17 protein-coding genes are annotated in these 19280 nt (G+C 50.4%); 10 read left to right on the top strand and 7 right to left on the bottom strand.

All coding sequences use genetic code 11. From position 1 onward, the window contains the following. The first annotated feature begins 105 nt into the window (after positions 1-105). Positions 106-1737 carry a response regulator gene (locus HRH59_RS05005; protein ID WP_173500181.1) on the top strand — a complete coding sequence of 544 codons (1632 nt, stop codon included), beginning with the start codon at positions 106-108 and terminating at the stop codon, positions 1735-1737. Positions 1738-1766: 29 nt separating this feature from the next. On the opposite strand, the gene HRH59_RS05000 is transcribed toward HRH59_RS05005, so the two are convergent. The 6 genes from HRH59_RS05000 to HRH59_RS04975 all read right to left on the bottom strand — a co-directional run bounded on the left by HRH59_RS05000 (position 1767) and on the right by HRH59_RS04975 (position 8894). Further along, on the bottom strand, positions 1767-2183 hold the full coding sequence (locus tag HRH59_RS05000) for a BLUF domain-containing protein (protein ID WP_173500180.1): 417 nt from the start codon (positions 2181-2183) through the stop codon (positions 1767-1769). 11 nt (positions 2184-2194) lie between these two features. Then, a complete protein-coding gene (gene ylqF, locus HRH59_RS04995; RefSeq protein WP_173500179.1) occupies positions 2195-3130 on the bottom strand; it encodes a ribosome biogenesis GTPase YlqF in 936 nt (311 codons plus the stop codon). A 120-nt stretch (positions 3131-3250) separates the two neighbouring features. Then, positions 3251-3532, bottom strand: coding sequence for a hypothetical protein (locus tag HRH59_RS04990; RefSeq protein ID WP_173500178.1), 282 nt, complete (start codon positions 3530-3532; stop codon positions 3251-3253). Between the two features lie 143 nt (positions 3533-3675). Then, positions 3676-4764, bottom strand: coding sequence for a CsiV family protein (locus HRH59_RS04985; protein WP_173500177.1), 1089 nt, complete (start codon positions 4762-4764; stop codon positions 3676-3678). Then, positions 4761-8237 carry a transcription-repair coupling factor gene (gene mfd / locus HRH59_RS04980; RefSeq protein ID WP_173500176.1) on the bottom strand — a complete coding sequence of 1159 codons (3477 nt, stop codon included), beginning with the start codon at positions 8235-8237 and terminating at the stop codon, positions 4761-4763. The genes HRH59_RS04985 and mfd overlap by 4 nt, the downstream gene beginning before the upstream one ends. 45 nt (positions 8238-8282) lie before the next feature. Beyond that, positions 8283-8894, bottom strand: a complete 612-nt coding sequence (locus HRH59_RS04975) for a PilZ domain-containing protein (RefSeq protein ID WP_173500175.1) — start codon at positions 8892-8894, stop codon at positions 8283-8285. 96 nt (positions 8895-8990) lie between these two features. On the opposite strand from HRH59_RS04975, the gene HRH59_RS04970 reads away from it, so the two are divergent. The 3 genes from HRH59_RS04970 to HRH59_RS04960 are packed head-to-tail and all read left to right on the top strand — an operon-like array spanning position 8991 to position 12097. Next, on the top strand, positions 8991-10190 hold the full coding sequence (locus tag HRH59_RS04970) for a lipoprotein-releasing ABC transporter permease subunit (protein ID WP_173500174.1): 1200 nt from the start codon (positions 8991-8993) through the stop codon (positions 10188-10190). Further along, positions 10183-10866 carry a lipoprotein-releasing ABC transporter ATP-binding protein LolD gene (gene lolD, locus HRH59_RS04965; protein ID WP_173500173.1) on the top strand — a complete coding sequence of 228 codons (684 nt, stop codon included), beginning with the start codon at positions 10183-10185 and terminating at the stop codon, positions 10864-10866. Before HRH59_RS04970 ends, lolD begins: the two co-directional genes overlap by 8 nt. After that, complete coding sequence (locus HRH59_RS04960) at positions 10859-12097, top strand: lipoprotein-releasing ABC transporter permease subunit (protein WP_173500172.1); 1239 nt, start codon at positions 10859-10861, stop codon at positions 12095-12097. The genes lolD and HRH59_RS04960 overlap by 8 nt, the downstream gene beginning before the upstream one ends. Here HRH59_RS04960 and HRH59_RS04955 read toward each other — a convergent pair. After that, positions 12094-12621, bottom strand: a complete 528-nt coding sequence (locus HRH59_RS04955) for a DUF2062 domain-containing protein (protein ID WP_173500171.1) — start codon at positions 12619-12621, stop codon at positions 12094-12096. The genes HRH59_RS04960 and HRH59_RS04955 overlap by 4 nt on opposite strands. 64 nt (positions 12622-12685) lie before the next feature. Between HRH59_RS04955 and HRH59_RS04950 the strand changes: the two genes are divergently transcribed. From HRH59_RS04950 to HRH59_RS04925, 6 genes are read left to right on the top strand one after another with little or no spacing between them, the layout of a single operon-like run. After that, complete coding sequence (locus tag HRH59_RS04950; RefSeq protein WP_173500170.1) at positions 12686-14893, top strand: DNA internalization-related competence protein ComEC/Rec2; 2208 nt, start codon at positions 12686-12688, stop codon at positions 14891-14893. Positions 14894-14925: 32 nt separating this feature from the next. Continuing rightward, entirely contained in the window at positions 14926-16677 is a 1752-nt protein-coding gene (gene msbA / locus HRH59_RS04945) for a lipid A export permease/ATP-binding protein MsbA (protein ID WP_173500169.1), read from the top strand. Then, positions 16674-17648 (top strand): tetraacyldisaccharide 4'-kinase, encoded by a 975-nt coding sequence (gene lpxK, locus HRH59_RS04940; protein WP_173500168.1) that lies wholly within the window; start codon positions 16674-16676, stop codon positions 17646-17648. Before msbA ends, lpxK begins: the two co-directional genes overlap by 4 nt. Next, positions 17638-17835 (top strand): Trm112 family protein, encoded by a 198-nt coding sequence (locus HRH59_RS04935; RefSeq protein ID WP_173500167.1) that lies wholly within the window; start codon positions 17638-17640, stop codon positions 17833-17835. Before lpxK ends, HRH59_RS04935 begins: the two co-directional genes overlap by 11 nt. Continuing rightward, positions 17823-18575: a 3-deoxy-manno-octulosonate cytidylyltransferase gene (kdsB, locus tag HRH59_RS04930; RefSeq protein ID WP_173500166.1), complete on the top strand. Its 753-nt coding sequence runs from the start codon at positions 17823-17825 to the stop codon at positions 18573-18575. The genes HRH59_RS04935 and kdsB overlap by 13 nt, the downstream gene beginning before the upstream one ends. Next, complete coding sequence (locus HRH59_RS04925; protein ID WP_173500165.1) at positions 18575-19279, top strand: pseudouridine synthase; 705 nt, start codon at positions 18575-18577, stop codon at positions 19277-19279. Before kdsB ends, HRH59_RS04925 begins: the two co-directional genes overlap by 1 nt. The last annotated feature ends 1 nt before the right edge of the window (position 19280 follow it).

Raw genomic sequence — 19280 nt, 5'->3', positions numbered from 1 at the left:
GCGGATTATATTTTCGTTATATTGCTTTTATGGCCGCTTGCTAATATAACTGATATGAACCTTAGCGCGTTTATAGCCGTTATCGCAGGGATGTGAAGTAGACAGATGGAACAAGAAGAACTCACCGCTTATGATAAATTAAATGTACTGATTATTGATGATCAGGTATTGGTGCAAAACGTCATCAAGTCGGCATTACTTGAACTTGGCGTGGTAAATATTAAATATGCCGAGAATTCCTATTATGCGTTGCGGCTGTGTGAGCAAACTTCGTTTCATGTGGTTATTTGTGCTTTTAACGTTAAAAGCGATAAAGACGGCTTTCACCTGCTGGAAGAACTGAAGTTTAAGCGTTATGTCACTAAATGCACGGTACTGATTTTTCTCAGCGCAGAAACCAGCGAAGATTTGGTCAACAGTATTGTTGAGCTGCAACCGGATGATTTCTGGGTTAAACCGTTAAACAGTAAACATGTGCAAACGCGACTGCCTTTAACGTTAGAAATAAAACGTACCTTGTTTAATGTGTATCAGGCTATTGACCGCCAGGACTACAGCAAAGCCATTTATTTTGCCGAACGGCATTTGTTAAACCCCGCACTGAGTAAATACCACTTGCAAATGAAGCGGCTAAAAGGCGAATGCCTGCTGAACTTACGTGAATTTGCGGAAGCTGCAGGATATTACGATACCTTACTGAAGAGCCATAAGCTGTCCTGGGCATATTTGGGCTATATCAAAGCGTTATTACAGCAAGATAAGCTGGCAGAAATTCAGGAGCTGCTACAGCAACTTACCGATAAAACCGATACCCGCTTTGCCACTTACGATATGCTGGCGCATTACTACATAGGTAAGCAAGATTATGAACAAGCCTATGAAGAAATTAAAAAGGCTACGCGATTGGCACCGCGCAATATCGAGCGTAATAAACGCCTGTTGGATTTAGCACGCTTAAACCATGATCATATCGGCCAATATCAAGCCACTATCGCGATGGCTAAACATGCAAAAAACTCCATTCATGATTCGCCATTGCTGCGGTTGAATGTGGTGCGGGCCGGTATAGATTACGCTACCACGCTGGAAAAAGCCGATGCGGTAAAAGTGTTGGGGCAGTCTGACTTACTGTTAAGCGAACTGGAAAAGCAATTACCCCTGGCGGCGCAGCTTAAAGATCAGCTGTTGGTAGTGCGGGCGCGCTTACATACCGCACGGGAGGAGCGCAGCAAAGCGGAGGGCATAGTAGATAACCATGTTAGCTTGCGCCCGGGCACCTCTGTAGAAGATAACCTGGATAAAGTAAAGGCCTTACATGAACTGGGACGGCGTGAGGATGCGGTGTCGTTGCTGGACGCGATTAAACGGCAAATTACCGGCACCGGCCTGACTAATCAGGTGGTAGGTAAGTACATTGAACAGGAAGCTGCAGAGCGCACTGCGGTGCATTTTACCCCGCAGCAATTAAACCGGATGGCGGTGGAGTTTTTTAAGCGTAATAAATTTCATGCGGCACTGAATTCATTAGAACAGGCGTTCTCATTAACACCTAATAATATGAGTGTGGCGCTGAATATTTTAAAAGTTTTGGTGGCGTTGCGTGGTCAGGAGCCGCTGGACGAGGGCCATATCGCGCTGGCGAAAAATCTGCAGCAACAGCTGCAGCACGCCGTGTTGGACGATGAGCAAAAAGAGAAATTTGCTGAATACCAACAGCAGTTACAGACGGTGCTGTAACAATATCCGCAATACGCGATGTTAGCCGTTTAAAGTGAGGTAAATAACAAGCTGATGGCGTCGGCCTGTTGTGCAGAAAACTGCTCACGCTGGCCGTACATACTGATAATAGCCTGCAAATCACTGTGTTCTGCCTCATCCAACACCCGCTTCAGGCCCATATGCCAGTTCGGAAATTGGCGTTGCGCTATACTGCGACTGAAAATAAGCCGTACGTTGCTATGGCGCGCATCTTGCCGGATCCGCTGATAGGTCTGTTCGACCTGTTGTGGTTCGCCTTCCAGTAATTGCATAAAGTGTTTGTCGGTGGTTAGCAAAACCCCTGTCACCTTATTTACGGCATTGTTGCGCTTTGCCTGCTGATGAATACCGGCAACTGTGGCATGGGTGGTCCCGCTGTGGCAGTCGCTGATATAAGCCAGTTGCATCAATGCCGTTTGTGTCATAAGAACTCCGGTTAGCGGTATTTACGCTGTGCTTTACGTTTGCGTTCGGCTTCACGTTCGGCTTTTTCTTTCGCTTTAGCGCCTTCTTCGGCTTTGGCGTCTATTTGCTCCTGGCTTACCATTTCCGGGGTTTCCAGGGTAATAGGGCCCAGGTTGCCGGCGCGCAGCTCGGTGATCAAAATACTGCCTGCTTTTTCCAGATCGACGATACCACCTTTGCGCATAGCGCCGCGCTTGATGCCTATAGCATCCATTAACGCCAGGTCGTTCTCTGGTTGCTCAGTTAAGCCAAAGCGTTGCATTACCGCTTGCGGATAACGCTGCAGCAGATAATCTGCGGCAAACATGGCGATATCAGCATAGTCAAACACTGTATCTTTAATCGCGCCGGTAACCGCCAGCCGATAGCCACAGGTAGGCGGGCTGAGTTTCGGCCAGAGAAAGCCCGGGGTATCGGTCAGGATCACGTTGTTATCCAATTTAATGCGCTGCTGCATCTTGGTCACACCGGCTTCATTGCCGGTTTTTGCGATAGTTCTGCCGGCCAGGGTATTAATCAGTGTGGATTTGCCGACATTAGGGATACCCATAATCATGGCGCGGGCGCCGCGGATCTCCAGATTACGCTCAGGCAACATATCGTTGCAAAGCTGCAGCAAGGCACGAATTTGCTCGGGATTTTGTTGGCTGATTGGCATAGCTTTTACCCCGGACTGGGCATCAAAATGCTCAACCCAGCGTTGTGTTAATACCGGGTCGGCCAGGTCGGCTTTGTTTAATACTTTAATGCAGGGCGTATTGCCCCGCAGCTGCGGCACCAGCGGGTTTTCGCTGGAAAACGGAATACGGGCATCCAGCATTTCGATAATAATATCAACCTGCGGCATTACTTCTGCAATTTCTTTGCGGGCTTTGTGCATATGGCCCGGAAACCAGTTAATCGACATCCGTTGCTAAACCTTAACGATAATAAAATGACAGTAACAGCCGGTGCAGCTGTATTACAGTGGACGGGCTATCAGGGCGTTGTTGGCGATATAATAACGTAAAAACGGCAAGAGAGTGGGTTATTGCAGGATAAACTGATAAAAACTCAAAACGGATAGGGGCGCAAGGATAGCCGAATAGCAGGCTACGCTTGGCAAATGAATAATGCCTAAGCTACGAAACAACAACAGCAACTGATATAAACCGAGTAATGGCGGTAAAAATGTCAGCAATGCTGAGCCTGCCAGCGCAGGAAACAACCAATTCAGCAACGGGCTGCAACTGGTGGCCAGTATTAATAACACCAACAACAGCAGGTACTGTTTCGGCGTAAATTCCGGCATTGGATTCAGCTCATTCATAATCGTCAGTGATGCTCTGCTACGGTATAGGTAATATAAGAAAATAACATGTTGGTTACCCGTACAGTTTTGTATAAAAATGTAAAGACCGCAGGATCTTAGGCACTTAATACAGCATTAGCAATACTTTTTCCGAAAAATTATCAATTTGTTAGCAAGTTAGCTGCAGGGTCTTGTTCAATATCTTCCTCTTGCGGTGGTTCAAAGCGACGGATTTGTAACACTATGCCCAGATAAGGATGATCTAAATAATGAATTTCGCCACTGATCACCCGCCGGCTTTGCCGTACATAAACAGTCTGCAGCTTATCCTGTTGTGGTAGCCGCAAATTAAACTCGGTATTAACAAATAAGTAATGGTCTAAATGCAGTTTAAATAGGCCGTCCAGCTGCCAAACCTGATCCGGTAAACTGGCTAACGCGGTATTTTGTTCTGATACGGCGGTTATCGGTGCTGCCGCATGTTCCGGCAACTGAGCATTAGCTGTTAATTGTTGCAACAATTGCTCTATATTACTCAGCAGTTCATTGCCGGGTTGGTTGTCTTTGCTGATGGCCATCATGTCAACAGCTTCTGTTGCCGGAATGTCTTGGTCCGTTGCGGCCGGCAAGCGTGGTTGGCCCCAATAATCGAATTGGCGGCTAAAGTTCTGTCCGGCAAACCAGCGGCTGGCAATAGCGCGCCGCTCAGTTACCGGCGCCTGACGCCAACTGGTGTGTAACAGCAGTGTGCTGCCGGACCGGCGTTGAATTTTGGCCGCGATATCGCGCAGCTGCAGCGCTTCTGCCTCCGCCAGATAGGGCACATTTTGATGAGTTGTATTGCCGGTTACCTCCACTTCAGTTTGCTGTGGATACGGCACCGTACTGATGGTCAGTCGCGGTTCAAACAGGTTATATAGTTGCCAGGCGTAAGGTTGAGGTTCAAAAATACAGCGCAAATTTTCTGCTAATTGCGGTTGTGGTAACTCTGCCGCAAAGCGCTGCGCTGGCGGGCAGAGCGGTAACTCCGCCAGCAAGTTTTTCAGTTGCGGCTGATAGCGCGGTGTCAGCAAATCATAAGCGCGGCCCGGTTTTACCGGTGTGACGCCGGTATCAAATTGTTCCTGCAATGCATTGCCCGGAGTCTGGCTGAAGATAATCATTTCTACTTCAAACCAGCGCTGCTCCTGCGCTTGTAATGGGGCGCTTAACAGGGCCGCCAGGCAACAGAATTTAATGGTCTTACTCATCTTTCTACCTTATGTCGGGCAAAGTCAGCTAACATGTTGGCGATAAGGCTCAGGCGTTCGGCACCGTCGTTTGACACGATACTGAAACGCAGCTTTTGCCCACCTTCGAGTTTAAATACCCGTGATTGTTTCTGGATCAGTTCAATAATGTAGCCTGGCGAAACCGCGGTTTTTTCACTGAACTCTACCACACCGCCTTTACTGTTGGCTTCAATGCGGCGAATACCAAGCGCCTGGGCTTGTAGTTTAAACTCAGACAGTGCCACCAGATTTTTTGCCGCATCAGGCAGTAAACCAAAGCGGTCGATCAATTCTACCTGTACTTCATCCAACTCGTCGCTGCTTTGAGCAGAAGCCAGCTTTTTATAACAGGATAAGCGCAAATTAACATCCGGAATATAGCTGTCGGGCAGTAATGCCGGGATGCGTAGCTCCATTTCTGTTTGCTGGCTCAGCATAGCATCCAGGCTGGGCTCGCGGCCGTTTTTTAGCGCCTGTACTGCCTGTTCCAGCATATCCATATATAAGCTAAAGCCAACCGATTCAATCTGACCGCTTTGCTCGTCACCCAATAACTCGCCGGCACCACGGATCTCTAAATCGTGCGTGGCTAAAGCGAAACCAGCACCTAAATCTTCCAAACTGGCAATTGCTTCCAGCCGCTTTTGCGCATCTTTGGTCAGCCGCTTTGGTGGTGGTGTTAACAGGTAAGCATAAGCCTGGTGGTGCGATCGTCCGACGCGACCTCGCAGTTGGTGTAATTGCGCCAGGCCGAAGTTATCGGCACGGTTAATAACGATGGTGTTAGCGGTCGGTACGTCGATACCGGTTTCAATAATGGTAGAACACAACAGCAAATTAAAACGCTGATGGTAAAAGTCGGACATAATTTGCTCAAGCTCACGCTCGCGCATCTGGCCGTGTGCTATAGCAATCAGTGCTTCGGGTAACAATTCGGCTAAATCGGCCGCGGCTTTTTCAATCGTTGCGACATCGTTGTGCAGGAAATATACCTGGCCGCCGCGCAATATCTCGCGCATTACGGCTTCACGGATCAGGCCGTTTTCGTATTCGCGGACGAAGGTTTTTACCGCTAAGCGCCGCGCCGGTGGTGTCGCAATAATAGATAAATCGCGCATACCGGACATCGACATATTCAGCGTACGCGGTATCGGGGTGGCAGTAAGGGTTAAAATATCGATATTGGCACGCAGGGCTTTAATCTTTTCTTTTTGCCGCACGCCAAAGCGATGTTCTTCATCGACAATCAGCAGGCCCAAATCCTGCAGTTTGATATCGTCCTGCAGTAACTTATGTGTGCCGATGAGAATATCGACCTTGCCGTTTTGCACGTCCACCAAAATAGCTTTTTGTTGTTTCGGGCTGATAAAGCGCGACAGCACCTCGACCCGCACCGGCCAGTTGGCGAAACGGTCTTTAAAGTTTTCAAAATGCTGCTGCGCCAACAGGGTGGTGGGTACCAGTATTGCCACTTGTTTGCCGTCGTTTACCGCAACAAAGGCCGCGCGCATAGCAACTTCGGTTTTACCAAAGCCAACATCGCCGCAAACCAGCCGGTCCATTGGTTGCGGGCTTTGCATATCGCGCAATACTGCGTCGATAGCGTCTTGCTGATCGGCGGTTTCTTCAAACGGAAAGCTGTCGGCAAAGGCCAGATACTGGCTTTCATCCAGAGCAAAGGCATAGCCTTTATGTGCAGCGCGCTGAGCATAGACATCCAGCAGTTCTGCGGCAACATCACGCACTCTTTCAGCGGCTTTACGGCGCGACTTCTCCCAGCTGTCGTTACCCAACTTATGCAGCGGTGCATGCTCTGCATCATTACCACTGTAGCGGCTAAGCAGATGCAGTGAAGTAACCGGCACATACAATTTGCTGCCACCGGCGTATTCAATGGTCACAAACTCGGCGCTGATACCGCCGGCATCCAGCAACTGCAACCCCTGGTAACGGCCGATACCGTGTTGTAAATGTACCACCGGCTGGCCGATATTCAGCTCGGCCAGGTTGCGGATCACGGTTTCTGATGACACCTGCTGGCTGCGTTTACGCCGCCGGCGCTGGCTTATTTTCTGGCCGAACAGTTCATTTTCGCTGATCAGCGCCAGCTTAGCCGGTTGCTGAATAAAGGCGCCTTGCTCTAATGCACCTACCACTATACCCAGGTCGTCTGCGCTTTGATTAAAAGCGTGCAGATCATCAAACTGGGAAATGTGTATACCGGCTTTGTGCAGCAACTGCAGCAGACTTTCGCGCCGGCCTTCGCTTTCCACAAAGAACAGCGCGCGGCCCTGTTGTTGCTTTAACTGCAAAATAAATTGTTGCAGCGCTTGCAGCGGATTTTTCAGCTGATGATTTACGCTTAAATCCGGCAATGTGGCTAAGTCAGCATTGCAGTTGCCGGCCTTTGCCGGCAACTGTGCCTGGCTTAAGCGAATACGGCCATAGTGCTTTAACCGTGCAAACAGCTGGTCAACCGGCAAATACAGCTCTGCCGGCGGTAAAATGGGCCTTAGCAGATCAATGGCTCTGTCGTCAAAGCGACGTTTTAATTCCAGCCAGAATTTATCTGCGCTGTGTTCAATATCGCCCAGCAACAGGCAGCGACTGTCCGCCGGTAAGTAATCAAATAAGGTGGCGGTTTTTTCGGTAAACAGCGGCAGATAGTATTCGATGCCGGCCGGCAATACGCCCTGACTAACTTGCTGGTACAGCGATTCTTTCTCGTTACGGGCGGCAAAGCGTTCGCGGTAGGCCATGCGAAAACGCTCAATAGCTGCTTTGTCGGTGGGAAATTCGTGTGCCGGCAGCAGTTCGATATAACTGACTTGTGCCAAACTGCGTTGGTTGTCGGGGTCAAAGGTACGGATACCGTCGACGTCATTATCAAAAAAGTCGATACGGTAAGGCGTGGTCGCCCCCATAGGGTACAGATCTAAAATGGAACCGCGGGCAGAAAACTCGCCGTGCTCCATTACCTGGTCAACGCTGCGGTAACCTACGGCGGTTAACTGACGTTTTAATGCCGCTAAATCGACCTGTTGGCCTTTTTTGATCAGAAAACTATTTTGCTCCAGATAATCACGGTGACAGATCCGCAGCAACAGCGTGCTGACCGGCACAATGACCAGGCCCTGTTTCAGCCGTGGTAGCTGATACAGCGTTTTTAAGCGTTGGGAAATAATATCCTGGTGCGGTGAAAACACATCATACGGTAAGGTTTCCCAATCCGGCAAGGTAAGCAGCGGGCAATCGTCGCTTTGATAAAACACGCTTAACTCTTGCTCTAAACGCAGAGCTGTCGGCGTATCGGGTACAAGTAAAAGATACAGCGCGGCTTGTTGCTGCAATAACTGCGCAATGGCTAAGGGCAGGGCTGCACCCTGCAAATTGCCCCAATGCAACTGGTCGGCAGGTTGTTTAAGCTGTGGTAATGAGGAAATCAGATCCATGTAAAACGACAAACCCTTAATAACGCTTGAATACCGCCAGCCGGTTTACGACGGCATATTATTTTGCCGCTGCCCGGCTTTTTGCTCTGCTTTTTGTTTCAACAATCTGGATTGCTGATGCAGGCTGGCGCGCACAATCAACTCGCGATCTTCGTCTCTGATGCAGGCAAATACAACCTTTATCTGCCATTTTTCTGCCTGTGGCTCACAGTGTAATACCTGGCCGTAACAAAAAACCGCACCATCGTTATTATCTAAAAATAGTTTTAATTCAACTATTTGTAATGTATCTAACGGTGCATCGGCCAGATAGCAGCAACCGCTGCCGCCGTAACTTTGGCTGACAAAACGCTGCGTGGCATCATCTTGCTGGCGTAGTACGTAGTGCAGCAGTAAATCGATTTTTCGTGCTTGTTGTTGCAGGTAGTTGGCTAATTCTTCTGCCATATCACCCAGCCGGTGTAATGAACGCAGCACTGATGTATTCAGGCTACCGGCGTCAGACGCCAGTAAAAATGCCGGTGGTATGGCTGCAGCCAGGCTGGTCTGGTCCGGCAAAGGCCCGGCAACCGGCTTAACGTTAATACTGATACCATGTTCAACGCTGAAATAATCCTGATAGGCATCTGCCAACTGCTGTACTGTTAACTCACTCATGGTGTTACCTTTGCAAGCTGCTTGTCACGACAAACAATAATCTCTATCATCGTCGCCACTTTACCATCTAAAGCAGGTCTTGTCCTGAAGATTAGGATGCAGTTACCAGTCAGCTTATTTATCGGCTTACGCTATAGTCAAAGCCGCAAGGGTAATGCCTTTATTTCCTTTATTACGCTGTTTTCTGTGGCCGGGATTTTTCTCGGCGTAATGGCATTGACTATTGTCAGCTCAGTAATGAATGGCTTTGAAGGCGAACTGAAAAAGCGGATTTTGGGTGTGATCCCGCATTTGCTTGTCACCACCTCAGCTGAGCATGCGGATGCTTGGCAGCACAGCGTGTTGCAGCAGCCTGGTGTGTTGCAAGTCAGCCCGTTTTTGCAAACGGAAGCGTTGGTGCAATCCCCCAGACAGTTAACCGGCGTGTTGCTGCAAGGGGTTACCATGGATGCGTTGCCGGCCTTTATGCAGCAGGCGTTAATTGTCGGTAGCTGGCAGCAGTTTGCCTCGCAGCGCTATGCAGTGGTGCTGGGCCGTGGCCTGGCCGAGCAACTGGAAGTGTCAGTTGGCGACAAGTTGCGCTTTATGTTGCCGCAAGCCGGCAGCTACACGCCGATGGGCTGGGTACCGCGGCAGCGCTTGTTTACCGTCAGCGGTATCTTAGACAGCGGCTCTGATGTCGATAAATTAATAGCGGTAACAGCGCTGGATGATTTAAACCGCCTACTCAGTACCGGGTCACAGCAACAGCAATGGCGGATAACTCTGGCGGAGCCTTTTGCTGCGCCGCAGTTTGCTCAACAATTAGCTGTCGACAGCAGTTTGCAGGTACAGGATTGGCGTCAAAGCCATGGCAAGTTATTTGCTGCAGTGGCGATGGAAAAGGCCATGATGTGGCTGATGTTATTGCTGATAGTCGCGGTAGCGGCATTTAATATTGTGTCAGCTCTGGTAATGATGGTGACCGACAAGCAGGCTGAAATTGCCATCTTAAAAACGCTGGGGATGAGCGACAACCAGCTGTTTAACGTGTTTGCAGTGCAGGGCTTAAGTAATGGGGTGGCCGGCGCTGCCGGTGGTGTTTTGGCCGGCGTATTACTGTGTTGGCAGTTAAACCCGTTGTTAGCTTTGCTGGGCTTACAGCTGGCGCCCGGTATCGTGCTACCGATAGATATTCAGTTTGATCAACTTTTGTTTATTTTGCTCAGTGCCATTGCACTAACCGTATTGGCGGTATGGTATCCGGCCAGGCGGGCTGTGAGCATTAATCCGGCGGACATTTTGCGTGATGAGTAATGTATTAACAGCAGAGAAGATCTGCAAAAGCTACCGTGATGGTCAGCAGGTTACTGATGTATTGCACGGGGTAGACTTGTGTATTAATCGTGGCGATATGCTGGCCATTGTCGGCAGCTCCGGCTCGGGTAAAAGCACTTTGCTGCATATTCTCGGCACCCTGGATCAAGCCGACAGTGGCAGCCTGAGTATTTTAGGCAACGATATTAAACAGTTATCAGCGCAGCAAAAAGCCACATTGCGTAACGAAAAACTGGGCTTTATTTATCAGTTCCATCATCTACTGATGGATTTTTCCGCGCTGGAAAATGTGGCAATGCCGCTACTGATCCGCGGTTTATCGAGCGCTGCGGCGCAACAACGTGCTGCCGTGATGCTGGAGAAAGTCGGCTTGTCGCATCGTGGTCATCATCGCCCCGCTGAACTCAGCGGCGGTGAGCGGCAACGGGTTGCTATTGCACGGGCCCTGGTAGGCGAGCCGGCATTGGTGCTGGCTGATGAACCTACCGGTAATTTAGATCAACAAACGGCGGAGTCGGTGTATCAGTTGCTGCGCACGCTAAATCGCGAGTTGGGTACCAGTTTTATTGTGGTAACTCATGATGTGGAACTGGCATCAAAACTGGATCGTCACGTCCTGATGCGCGCCGGCCACCTGGAGACGGCGCATGGCTAGTTTAGCCTGGCAATTGGCGCGGCGTTACCGCTCAACGCGGCACAGCAGCGGCTTTATCCGTTTTATCTCTGCCAGTTCCACGTCCGGCATTGCGCTTGGTGTTGCTATATTAATTTTAGCCTTGTCGGTGATGAACGGCTTTGAGCAAGCACTGGAACAGCGGCTGCTGTCGGTGATCCCGCATGTAGAGCTGGAAGCAGTGCAGCAACGCATCACTGACTGGCAGCGTAAGCAACAGCAGTTTGCCACGGTGCAAGGTGTGGCCGGCGTGGCACCTTATATTAAAAGTAACGGCATGTTGCGGGTGGGCAGTGCGGTAAAGGCCGCAGAAGTGCGCGGCATTGATATAGCGGCAGAGCGTCGCATCAGTGATTTTGCCGCCTACATCAGCAGTGGCCAACTGGACTCGTTAAATGATGGCGAAGTGGTGCTGGGGCAGGGCATTGCTGATGCTTTGCAGGTGGCTGTCGGTGAGCAGGTGCAGTTATTACTACCCAAGCTGACCGATGACGGCCGGCTGGCCAGCCATAGCACTGCAGTGTTAACTGTCAGCGCTATTGTTGCGGTAGGTGGCCAACTGGATTACAGCCAAATTTGGCTGAATATGGCAAACCTTGCTGAATTGCTGGCGTTTGAGCCGGATGCTATACAGGGCTTTGCCTTTCGTATTGATGAAATTTTTCAGGCGCCGCAGATTGCCCGGCAACTGGGCAGGGTGTCGGAAGATTATGTCTATATGCTGGATTGGTTTCGCACCCAGGGCCACGTATATCAGGATATTCAGATGGTGAGAACCATTTTGTATCTGGTGCTGGCGCTGGTGATTGCCGTGGCGTGTTTTAATATCGTTGCCACCCTGGTGATGGCAGTGCGGGAAAAAGAAGGCGATATTGCTATCTTGCTGACGATGGGCGTGTCACCTGTTACTGTGGTTTTGGCCTTTATGTGGCTGGGCTGGTTAAATGGCCTGGTAGGAACGGTTATGGGCGGCGTTGCCGGCGTGTTGCTCGCCAGCTATATCGAACCGGTATTTGCATTTATTACCGCAGTACTGGGCCATTCGCTGCTGGACCCCAGTATCTACTTTATAAATTTTATTCCGTCTTTGCTGCAATGGCAGGACGTGACATTAACCTTAAGCGTGGCGTTAATCATGAGCTTACTGGCAACCTTATACCCCGCCTGGCGGGCAGCTAAAGTTGCTCCGGCAAGGGTACTGGGGCAGCATTAATGCGATTGGCGACGCCGCTTTAGCTTACGCAGCAGTTGCTCTTTTTTCACCGATAAACGCCATAGCCAATCAATAACAAAATAGCCTGCTACGGCAGAGCAAATGCCCATCAACAAACAGCCGGTTAAAAACGGTTTACCAATACTGCTGATACTGTGCTGCAGCCAGGCCCAGCTGGCTTCAAAGGCAAAGGGCTCCAGCGGCGTTCTGAGCACAACCGAACCTATCAGATAACTGATATAAAACAGCACAGGCATGGTGAGTGGGTTCGTAATCCACACCAACGCCACTGACAGTGGCAGATTTACCCGCATCGGAATTGCTACCGCAGCAGAGGCTACCATTTGAAATGGTATCGGCATCCAGGCGAAAAATAAGCCAACCGCAAAAGCGCCGCGGGCCGAGCGACGGTTCAGGTGCCACAAATTACCATCGTGTAATAAAGACCCAAACAGCTTTAACAGCCTTTGTTGCTTGATTTTTTCCGGCGATGGTAGATATTTCTTAATAAAGTTCTTTGGCATTACAACCTATTCACAAAAAACAAACATGAAATCTTTTTGTATCGGTGTGCTCGCAGGCAGCCTATTGTCGTTATTTTTGCCGATAGTGCCAGCTTTTTTCACAGTATTTTTGTTACTGCTGCCGGCGTTGTGGTTGCTTAAATCCGGCTACCACTTTGCGGCCGGCGTTACTGTATTTTTAATCTGCTGGATTTGGCAGTTTAATGCCTATCAACAAGCGCAGCTGGCGCTGTTTGCCGGGGGCGAAACGATAACCGGTACAGTGGTAAGTTTACCTGAACATTACGCAGAGTATAGTCAATTCCGGTTACAGCTTGATAGCGGTGCAGCAAAAGGCTATCTGGTGCAATTAAACTGGGCGTTGCCGGCGCAACTGCCGCAGACCGGGCAACAATGGCAATTTAATGTACGTTTGCGTCCGGTGGCAGGAGTGGCAAACCCTGGCGGCATAAACAGAGAGGCCAATGCGCTGCTGCAACGATTGTTGGCACAAGGCAGCGTTAAGACCGACGGTACAGCACAGCTTATTACGCAGCGATATAGCCTGCGGCAAAGCATCGTCACGCATATTGCACAGACAACAGCAGCGTTGCCTTCAGCACCTTTGCTGTTAGCCCTTAGTGTGGGTGAGCGGCAGTTTTCCACGCAGTTATGGCAGGGGTTGTTGCAATCATCGTTGGCGCATTTAATGGCGATTTCCGGTTTACATATCGGCCTTATTTTCGGCTGGGGGCGATGGCTACTGCGCTTACTGCCATTGCCGGTAGCTTTGTCCGCACTGCAGCAGCCGCTGGCACTTACCGGTGCTTTATTGTTAGCTCTGGTTTATGCCTGGCTGGCGGGTTTTGCGGTGCCAACGGTAAGGGCTGCCTTTGCATTGTTATTGCTGGTGTTGTCGCTGTTACAGCATAAATCGTTGAGTTACAGCCATTACTGGTTATTACTCACAGCGTTGCTGTTGTTGTTTGAGCCGTTTTTTGTCTTGAGCAAGAGTTTCTGGTTATCGGTGTTGGCGGTGGCGGTTATTTTCTTTTTATTGTGGCAAAACCGGAGTGACTTAAGCGGCTGGCGCAATAAGCTGCTGCTGTTTTTACGCTTTCAACTGAGCTTAAGCTTATTTATGGCGTTACTCAGTGTGCTGATGTTTGGCGGCAGCTCCTGGTTGGCATTGTTATCAAATCTGTTGTTTGTGCCCTGGTGCAGCATTATTGCTATTCCGCTGCTGTTTATCTGTGTTGTAGCAGAGCTGCTGAATTTGCCGGGGGCCGATTGGCTGTGGCAACTATGCGATCTGACATTCCGGCCGTTGCTGTGGTGGTTAAATTGGTGCGCCGGTCAAAACAGCTGGTGGGCGCTGCCGGGGGTACCCTGGTTTGTGCTGGCCGCGCTGGCGTTGGTTATGGCGTTGTATTGGTTGTCAGCCCGGCGGCTGTTGTTCTATCCGCTGCTGCTGTTAGTGCCCTTGCTGTTTGTTGTTCTGCGCCCGGCGCAGTGGCAATTACACGTTATTGATGTTGGTCAGGGCCTGGCGGTATTGTTGCAGCATGGCAGTCGCGGCATGTTGTATGATGCAGGGCCTCGTTACGGTGAGCACAGTGCTACGGCTGCACAAGTGTTACCTTATTTGCGCCAGGCCGGTATTCGTCAATTGGATATGGTGATACTGAGCCACGATGACAGCGACCACACCGGTGATTGGGCTTTGCTGCAGCAGCATTACCCGGCAAGCCTTATTTATGCTGATATTGCGCATATCGACGCAGCCAAACCCTGCGCAGCGTTACCTTCAGAGTATTCGGGCGCATCGTTACAGCTGCTGCATTCTGACAGCAGTACGCTGCAGGCAAAGAACGATCGTTCTTGTGTGTTGCTGTTGACGGTGGCCGGTTGGCAGATTTTGTTGCCGGGCGATATCAGCCGCCAGGTTGAATTGCAACTGTTGCAGCGTTACCCCGGGCTAACAGCGGACATTTTATTGTTATCGCATCATGGCAGTAACAGTTCCAGCCATTTCGACTTTTTACATCAGTTAGCGCCGGTGCTGGCATTAAACAGCGCCGGCTTGTATAACCGGCATCAGCATCCTGCAGTTGCGGTACAACAGCGGCTGGATACCTTAGGTATAGCGTTGCTTAACACTGCGCAAAGCGGCGCTATCCGGCTGGATATTAACCAGCATTCCGTTGCGGTACAGCAATACCGGGCGCAAAGAATTCCCTTTTGGCTGCAAAAGCCGGTGGGAAATGCTGAAACCTTGCTAACAACACGCTAGAATAAGCGAAATTTTTCTTAGAGAATTATTCTTTGGCTGCGTCTCAGTTTACTTCACCTGCTACTTTTCGTCGTTTGCTTGGCTATGTTAAGCCGTACCGGTTGGGTTTTGCGGCGGCCGCTTTTGGCATGTTGGGTTATGCCCTGGTTGATGTGTTTTTTATTTCCCAGTTAGAAGACTTTATTGATATTGGTATCAATCAGAAAAATACCGACTACCTGCGTTATGCGCCGTTGTTTATTATCGGCATTTTTATTTTGCGCGGCGTATTTAATTTTATTGCCAGTTACTGCCTGAACTGGGTCGGTACCCATGCGGTACAGGAAATGCGGCAACAGCTGTTTCGTCACTATATGCGCTTGCCGGTAAGCTTCCATGATCAACATTCTACCGGCGAGTTAATCTCTAAGGTGACTTACAATACTGAACAAATTAAGCAAGCTACTTCCAAAGCCCTGGCGGTATTGCTGCGCGAAGGGGTTTTTGTCATCGGGTTGCTGGTGATGATGTTTTGGATCAGCTGGCAGTTATCGTCGATTTTTTTGCTGATAGCCCCGGTTATTGCCATTGTTGTGCGGCTGGTATCGAAGCGCTTTCGCTTGCTCAGCCGGAATATTCAGGGCGCGATGGGGGAAGTAACCACCTGTTCAGAGCAAATGTTAAACGGCCATAAGGTGATTTTGTCATTTGGTGGCCAACAAATTGAAGAGCAGCGCTTTGCTACCGTGAACAATCTGACGCGGCGTCAGGATGTAAAAATGGAGGCCACCCGTGCGATCAGCGTGTCGTCTATCCAGATTATTGCGTCTTTTGCTTTGGCTTTTGTTATTTATATGGCCAGTTTTCCGGAAATGCTCGATAGCCTGACCGCCGGTAAATTTACCACTATTGTCGGCTCTATGATGATGTTGCTACGGCCGTTAAAGCAACTGACTACGGTAAACAGCGAATTTCAGCGTGGCCTTACTGCGGCGAACAGCGTATTTGAGGTGCTGGATCAGCCGGTAGAGCAAGATACCGGTACTACAGTATTAGATAACGTAAGTGGCAATATTCAGTTTAATAACGTCAATTTCAGCTATCCGGGTCACGATAAACAAGTGTTGTTTGATATCAGTTTTAACGCCGCGGCCGGCAAAACCATTGCGTTGGTTGGCCGTTCCGGTAGCGGCAAAACCACCATCTCCAGCTTGTTGCCGCGCTTTTATGAAGTAACTGACGGCGACATTTTAATTGATGGCCATAATATCAGGGACTGCACCCTGGCATCATTACGCCGCCAGTTAGCGGTGGTGTCTCAACATGTCACTTTATTTAATGACAGCATTGCCAACAATATTACCTATGGCTGCACAGAGCCGGTGTCACGTGAGCATTTATTGCAGGTGGCGGAAAAAGCTCATGTGCTGGAGTTTGCCGAAAACCTCAAAGATGGCCTGGACACCGTGATTGGTGAAAACGGCGTCAGTTTATCCGGTGGCCAACGCCAGCGTATTGCTATTGCGAGGGCTTTGCTGCGCGAAGCGCCGATCCTGGTACTGGACGAAGCCACGTCGGCACTTGATACCGAGTCGGAACGCAAAATTCAGGCGGCATTAAATGAGCTGTTAAAAGGCCGTACCAGCATTGTTATTGCGCACCGTTTATCGACCATTGAGAACGCTGACAGCATTATTGTGATGGACCAGGGGCGAATTGTAGAGCAAGGCGACCATGCTACGTTACTGGCTCAAGACGGTGCTTATGCTCAGCTGTACAAGCTGCAATTTGGCGAGCAGCAGTGAGTTTTACGGAACGTTTATGGTATCAGGGCCATAAGGCTTACTGGTTGCTGTTGCCGCTGGCCTGGCTATACGGCGTTATTACTGTGCTGCGCCGTCTACTTTACCGTCTGAAGCTAAAACCGCAATATAAACTGCCGGTACCGGTAATAGTGGTGGGCAATATCAGCATTGGCGGCACCGGCAAAACGCCTTTTACGCTGTTGCTGTGCCAAAGGTTACAAGCTCTGGGGTGGACGCCGGGCATTGTCAGCCGTGGTTATGGTGCCAGCATTACAGCGCCGTTGTTGGTAAAGCCGGATGCAACGGCTGCAGATGTGGGGGATGAACCGCTGTTATTGGCTCAGCGCAGTGGTTGCCCTGTAGTGGTGTGTCCGGACAGAGTGGCGGCGGCAAAATACCTGTTGGCCAATACCAAGGCTGATATTATTGTTAGTGATGATGGTTTACAGCATTACCGGCTGGCACGGGATATTGAGATTGTGCTGGTTGACGGAAGCCGCGGCCTGGGTAATGGCCATTTGCTGCCGGCAGGGCCGCTGCGTGAAGGCGCCTGGCGCCTGGCGCAGGTTGATCTGGTGATAGCCAACAGCCAGCCATTTTCAGCTGCCGATGGCATGATGACTCTGCAGCCGTCAGCGGCAAAACAGCTGATTGGTGACGCATTGTTGCCGCCCTGTGCCGTTAGCCTGGTGGCCGGTATCGGCAACCCTGCGCGGTTTGAACGCACAGTGTTGGCGGCGGGGTTCACTATCAGCCAACGGCATTACTTTGCCGATCATCACAAGTTTAGCGTAACAGATTTTAACGACATCAGCGGCCCGGTATTAATGACAGAAAAAGATGCGGTGAAATGCCGTGCTTTTGCCGGCAAAGAATGGTTCAGCCTGGGCGTCGATGCACAATTAGATGAACAACTTACAACTAAAATAACCACAATACTGACTAATTTGCGGAGCAGTTATGGCACTTAAACCAGCATTAACCGAAATTTTGGCCTGTCCGCTGTGTAAGGGCAAACTAAAATATGATCAGGCCGGACAACAGTTGATTTGTACCTTTGACCGCCTGGCCTATCCGGTGCGCGACAATATCCCGGTATTACTGGCCGATGAAGCGCGCGAGCTGACACTGGAAGAGACAGAACAATGGCGTTCATAGTCGTTATTCCGGCGCGTTTCGCCAGCAGTCGCTTGCCTGGTAAACCGCTGGCCGATATTGCCGGTAAAAGCATGATTGAGCGGGTGTACCAACAAGCACTGCAAAGCGGCGCAGCCCGTGTGGTGGTTGCGACTGATGACAGACGGGTTGCAGACGCGGTAGATCAGTTTGGCGGCGAAGTGTGCATGACCCGGCCGGAGCATAACTCCGGTACTGAGCGATTGGCCGAAGTGGTAGCGAAACTGGGGCTTGCCGGCGATACCGTGGTGGTAAATGTTCAGGGCGACGAGCCGTTTATTCCACCGCTGATTATCCGCCAGGTGGCACAAAATCTGGCATCACAGCAAAAAGCCCAGATGGCCACCCTGGCCGTGCCATTGACAGACGCGGCTGAAATTGCCAATCCGAATATTGTTAAAGTAGTAAGTGATAAAGACGGCTATGCGTTGTATTTCAGCCGTAGCGTGATCCCGTTTGACCGCGATGCGAAATTTCAGGCCGAATTAGCCAGCCATTACCGGCGTCATATCGGTATTTATGCCTATCGCGCGGCTTTTATTCAGCACTATGTAGATTGGCCGGCATCGACGCTGGAACAAATCGAAAACCTGGAGCAACTGCGGGTGCTGTGGCACGGCGAGGCCATTCATGTTGATACGGCATTGGAAACGCCGGCAGTGGGTGTGGATACGCCGGCCGATTTAGAGCATGCCAGGCATTATGCGGCCAGCCTGAATTGATGCAACCGGCATTTAGCCTGGTGGCGGAAACAGCAGAGTTTGTGTTGCTGAATAAAGCTGCCGGCATCAGTTTTCACTCTGAAGATGGCCCGGGTTTAGTGGTACTGGCTGAACAACAACTGGGCTATAAACTGTACCCGGTACACCGGCTGGATAAAGTCACTTCCGGTTTGATTTTGCTGGCCCGCAGTAGTGAAACTGCGGCAGAGCTAACGCAGTTGTTTGCCACTCACCAGATTGAGAAATACTACCTGGCGCTGAGTTTAAGCAAACCGGCAAAAAAGCAGGGCTGGGTGAAAGGCGATATGGCTCCGTCGCGACGCGGCGCCTGGAAATTACTCAGCACACAGCTAAACCCTGCGGTGACATACTTTATCAGTCAGGGCTTTGAGCACCTGCCGTTCCGGGCGTTTTTGGTTAAACCCTACAGCGGTAAAACGCATCAAATCCGGGTTGCACTGAAAAGTGCCGGCGCCGCTATTGCCGGTGATGTTTTGTATCAGGGCGGCGCTGCAGACAGGGTGTATTTGCACGCTTATGCACTGCGCTTTTGTTTATATAACACCGAATACTATTATGTACAGCCGCCGACAGAAGGCGTCTTGTATCAGCAACTGCTGCAAAGCGACGCGCTGCAGGGCTGGTCGCAGCCGCGGCAGCTAAACTGGCCACACTACACTTTACCCAAGCAGGTTAGCGAATAAC

The organism is Rheinheimera lutimaris (assembly GCF_013283795.1).
GTDB lineage: Bacteria > Pseudomonadota > Gammaproteobacteria > Enterobacterales > Alteromonadaceae > Alishewanella > Alishewanella lutimaris.
This window is presented reverse-complemented; position numbering and strand designations above follow the sequence as displayed.

Coding starts and splice junctions, on each gene's coding strand:
- ylqF (WP_173500179.1), bottom strand. CDS start 3,130: ATGTCGATTAACTGGTTTCCGGGCCATATGCACAAAGCCCGCAAAGAA.
- HRH59_RS04985 (WP_173500177.1), bottom strand. CDS start 4,764: ATGAGTAAGACCATTAAATTCTGTTGCCTGGCGGCCCTGTTAAGCGCC.
- HRH59_RS04955 (WP_173500171.1), bottom strand. CDS start 12,621: ATGCCAAAGAACTTTATTAAGAAATATCTACCATCGCCGGAAAAAATC.
- HRH59_RS04960 (WP_173500172.1), top strand. CDS start 10,859: ATGGCTAGTTTAGCCTGGCAATTGGCGCGGCGTTACCGCTCAACGCGG.
- lolD (WP_173500173.1), top strand. CDS start 10,183: ATGAGTAATGTATTAACAGCAGAGAAGATCTGCAAAAGCTACCGTGAT.
- HRH59_RS04975 (WP_173500175.1), bottom strand. CDS start 8,894: ATGAGTGAGTTAACAGTACAGCAGTTGGCAGATGCCTATCAGGATTAT.
- HRH59_RS04935 (WP_173500167.1), top strand. CDS start 17,638: ATGGCACTTAAACCAGCATTAACCGAAATTTTGGCCTGTCCGCTGTGT.
- HRH59_RS05005 (WP_173500181.1), top strand. CDS start 106: ATGGAACAAGAAGAACTCACCGCTTATGATAAATTAAATGTACTGATT.
- kdsB (WP_173500166.1), top strand. CDS start 17,823: ATGGCGTTCATAGTCGTTATTCCGGCGCGTTTCGCCAGCAGTCGCTTG.
- HRH59_RS05000 (WP_173500180.1), bottom strand. CDS start 2,183: ATGACACAAACGGCATTGATGCAACTGGCTTATATCAGCGACTGCCAC.
- mfd (WP_173500176.1), bottom strand. CDS start 8,237: ATGGATCTGATTTCCTCATTACCACAGCTTAAACAACCTGCCGACCAG.
- HRH59_RS04990 (WP_173500178.1), bottom strand. CDS start 3,532: ATGAATGAGCTGAATCCAATGCCGGAATTTACGCCGAAACAGTACCTG.
- HRH59_RS04925 (WP_173500165.1), top strand. CDS start 18,575: ATGCAACCGGCATTTAGCCTGGTGGCGGAAACAGCAGAGTTTGTGTTG.
- HRH59_RS04970 (WP_173500174.1), top strand. CDS start 8,991: ATGCAGTTACCAGTCAGCTTATTTATCGGCTTACGCTATAGTCAAAGC.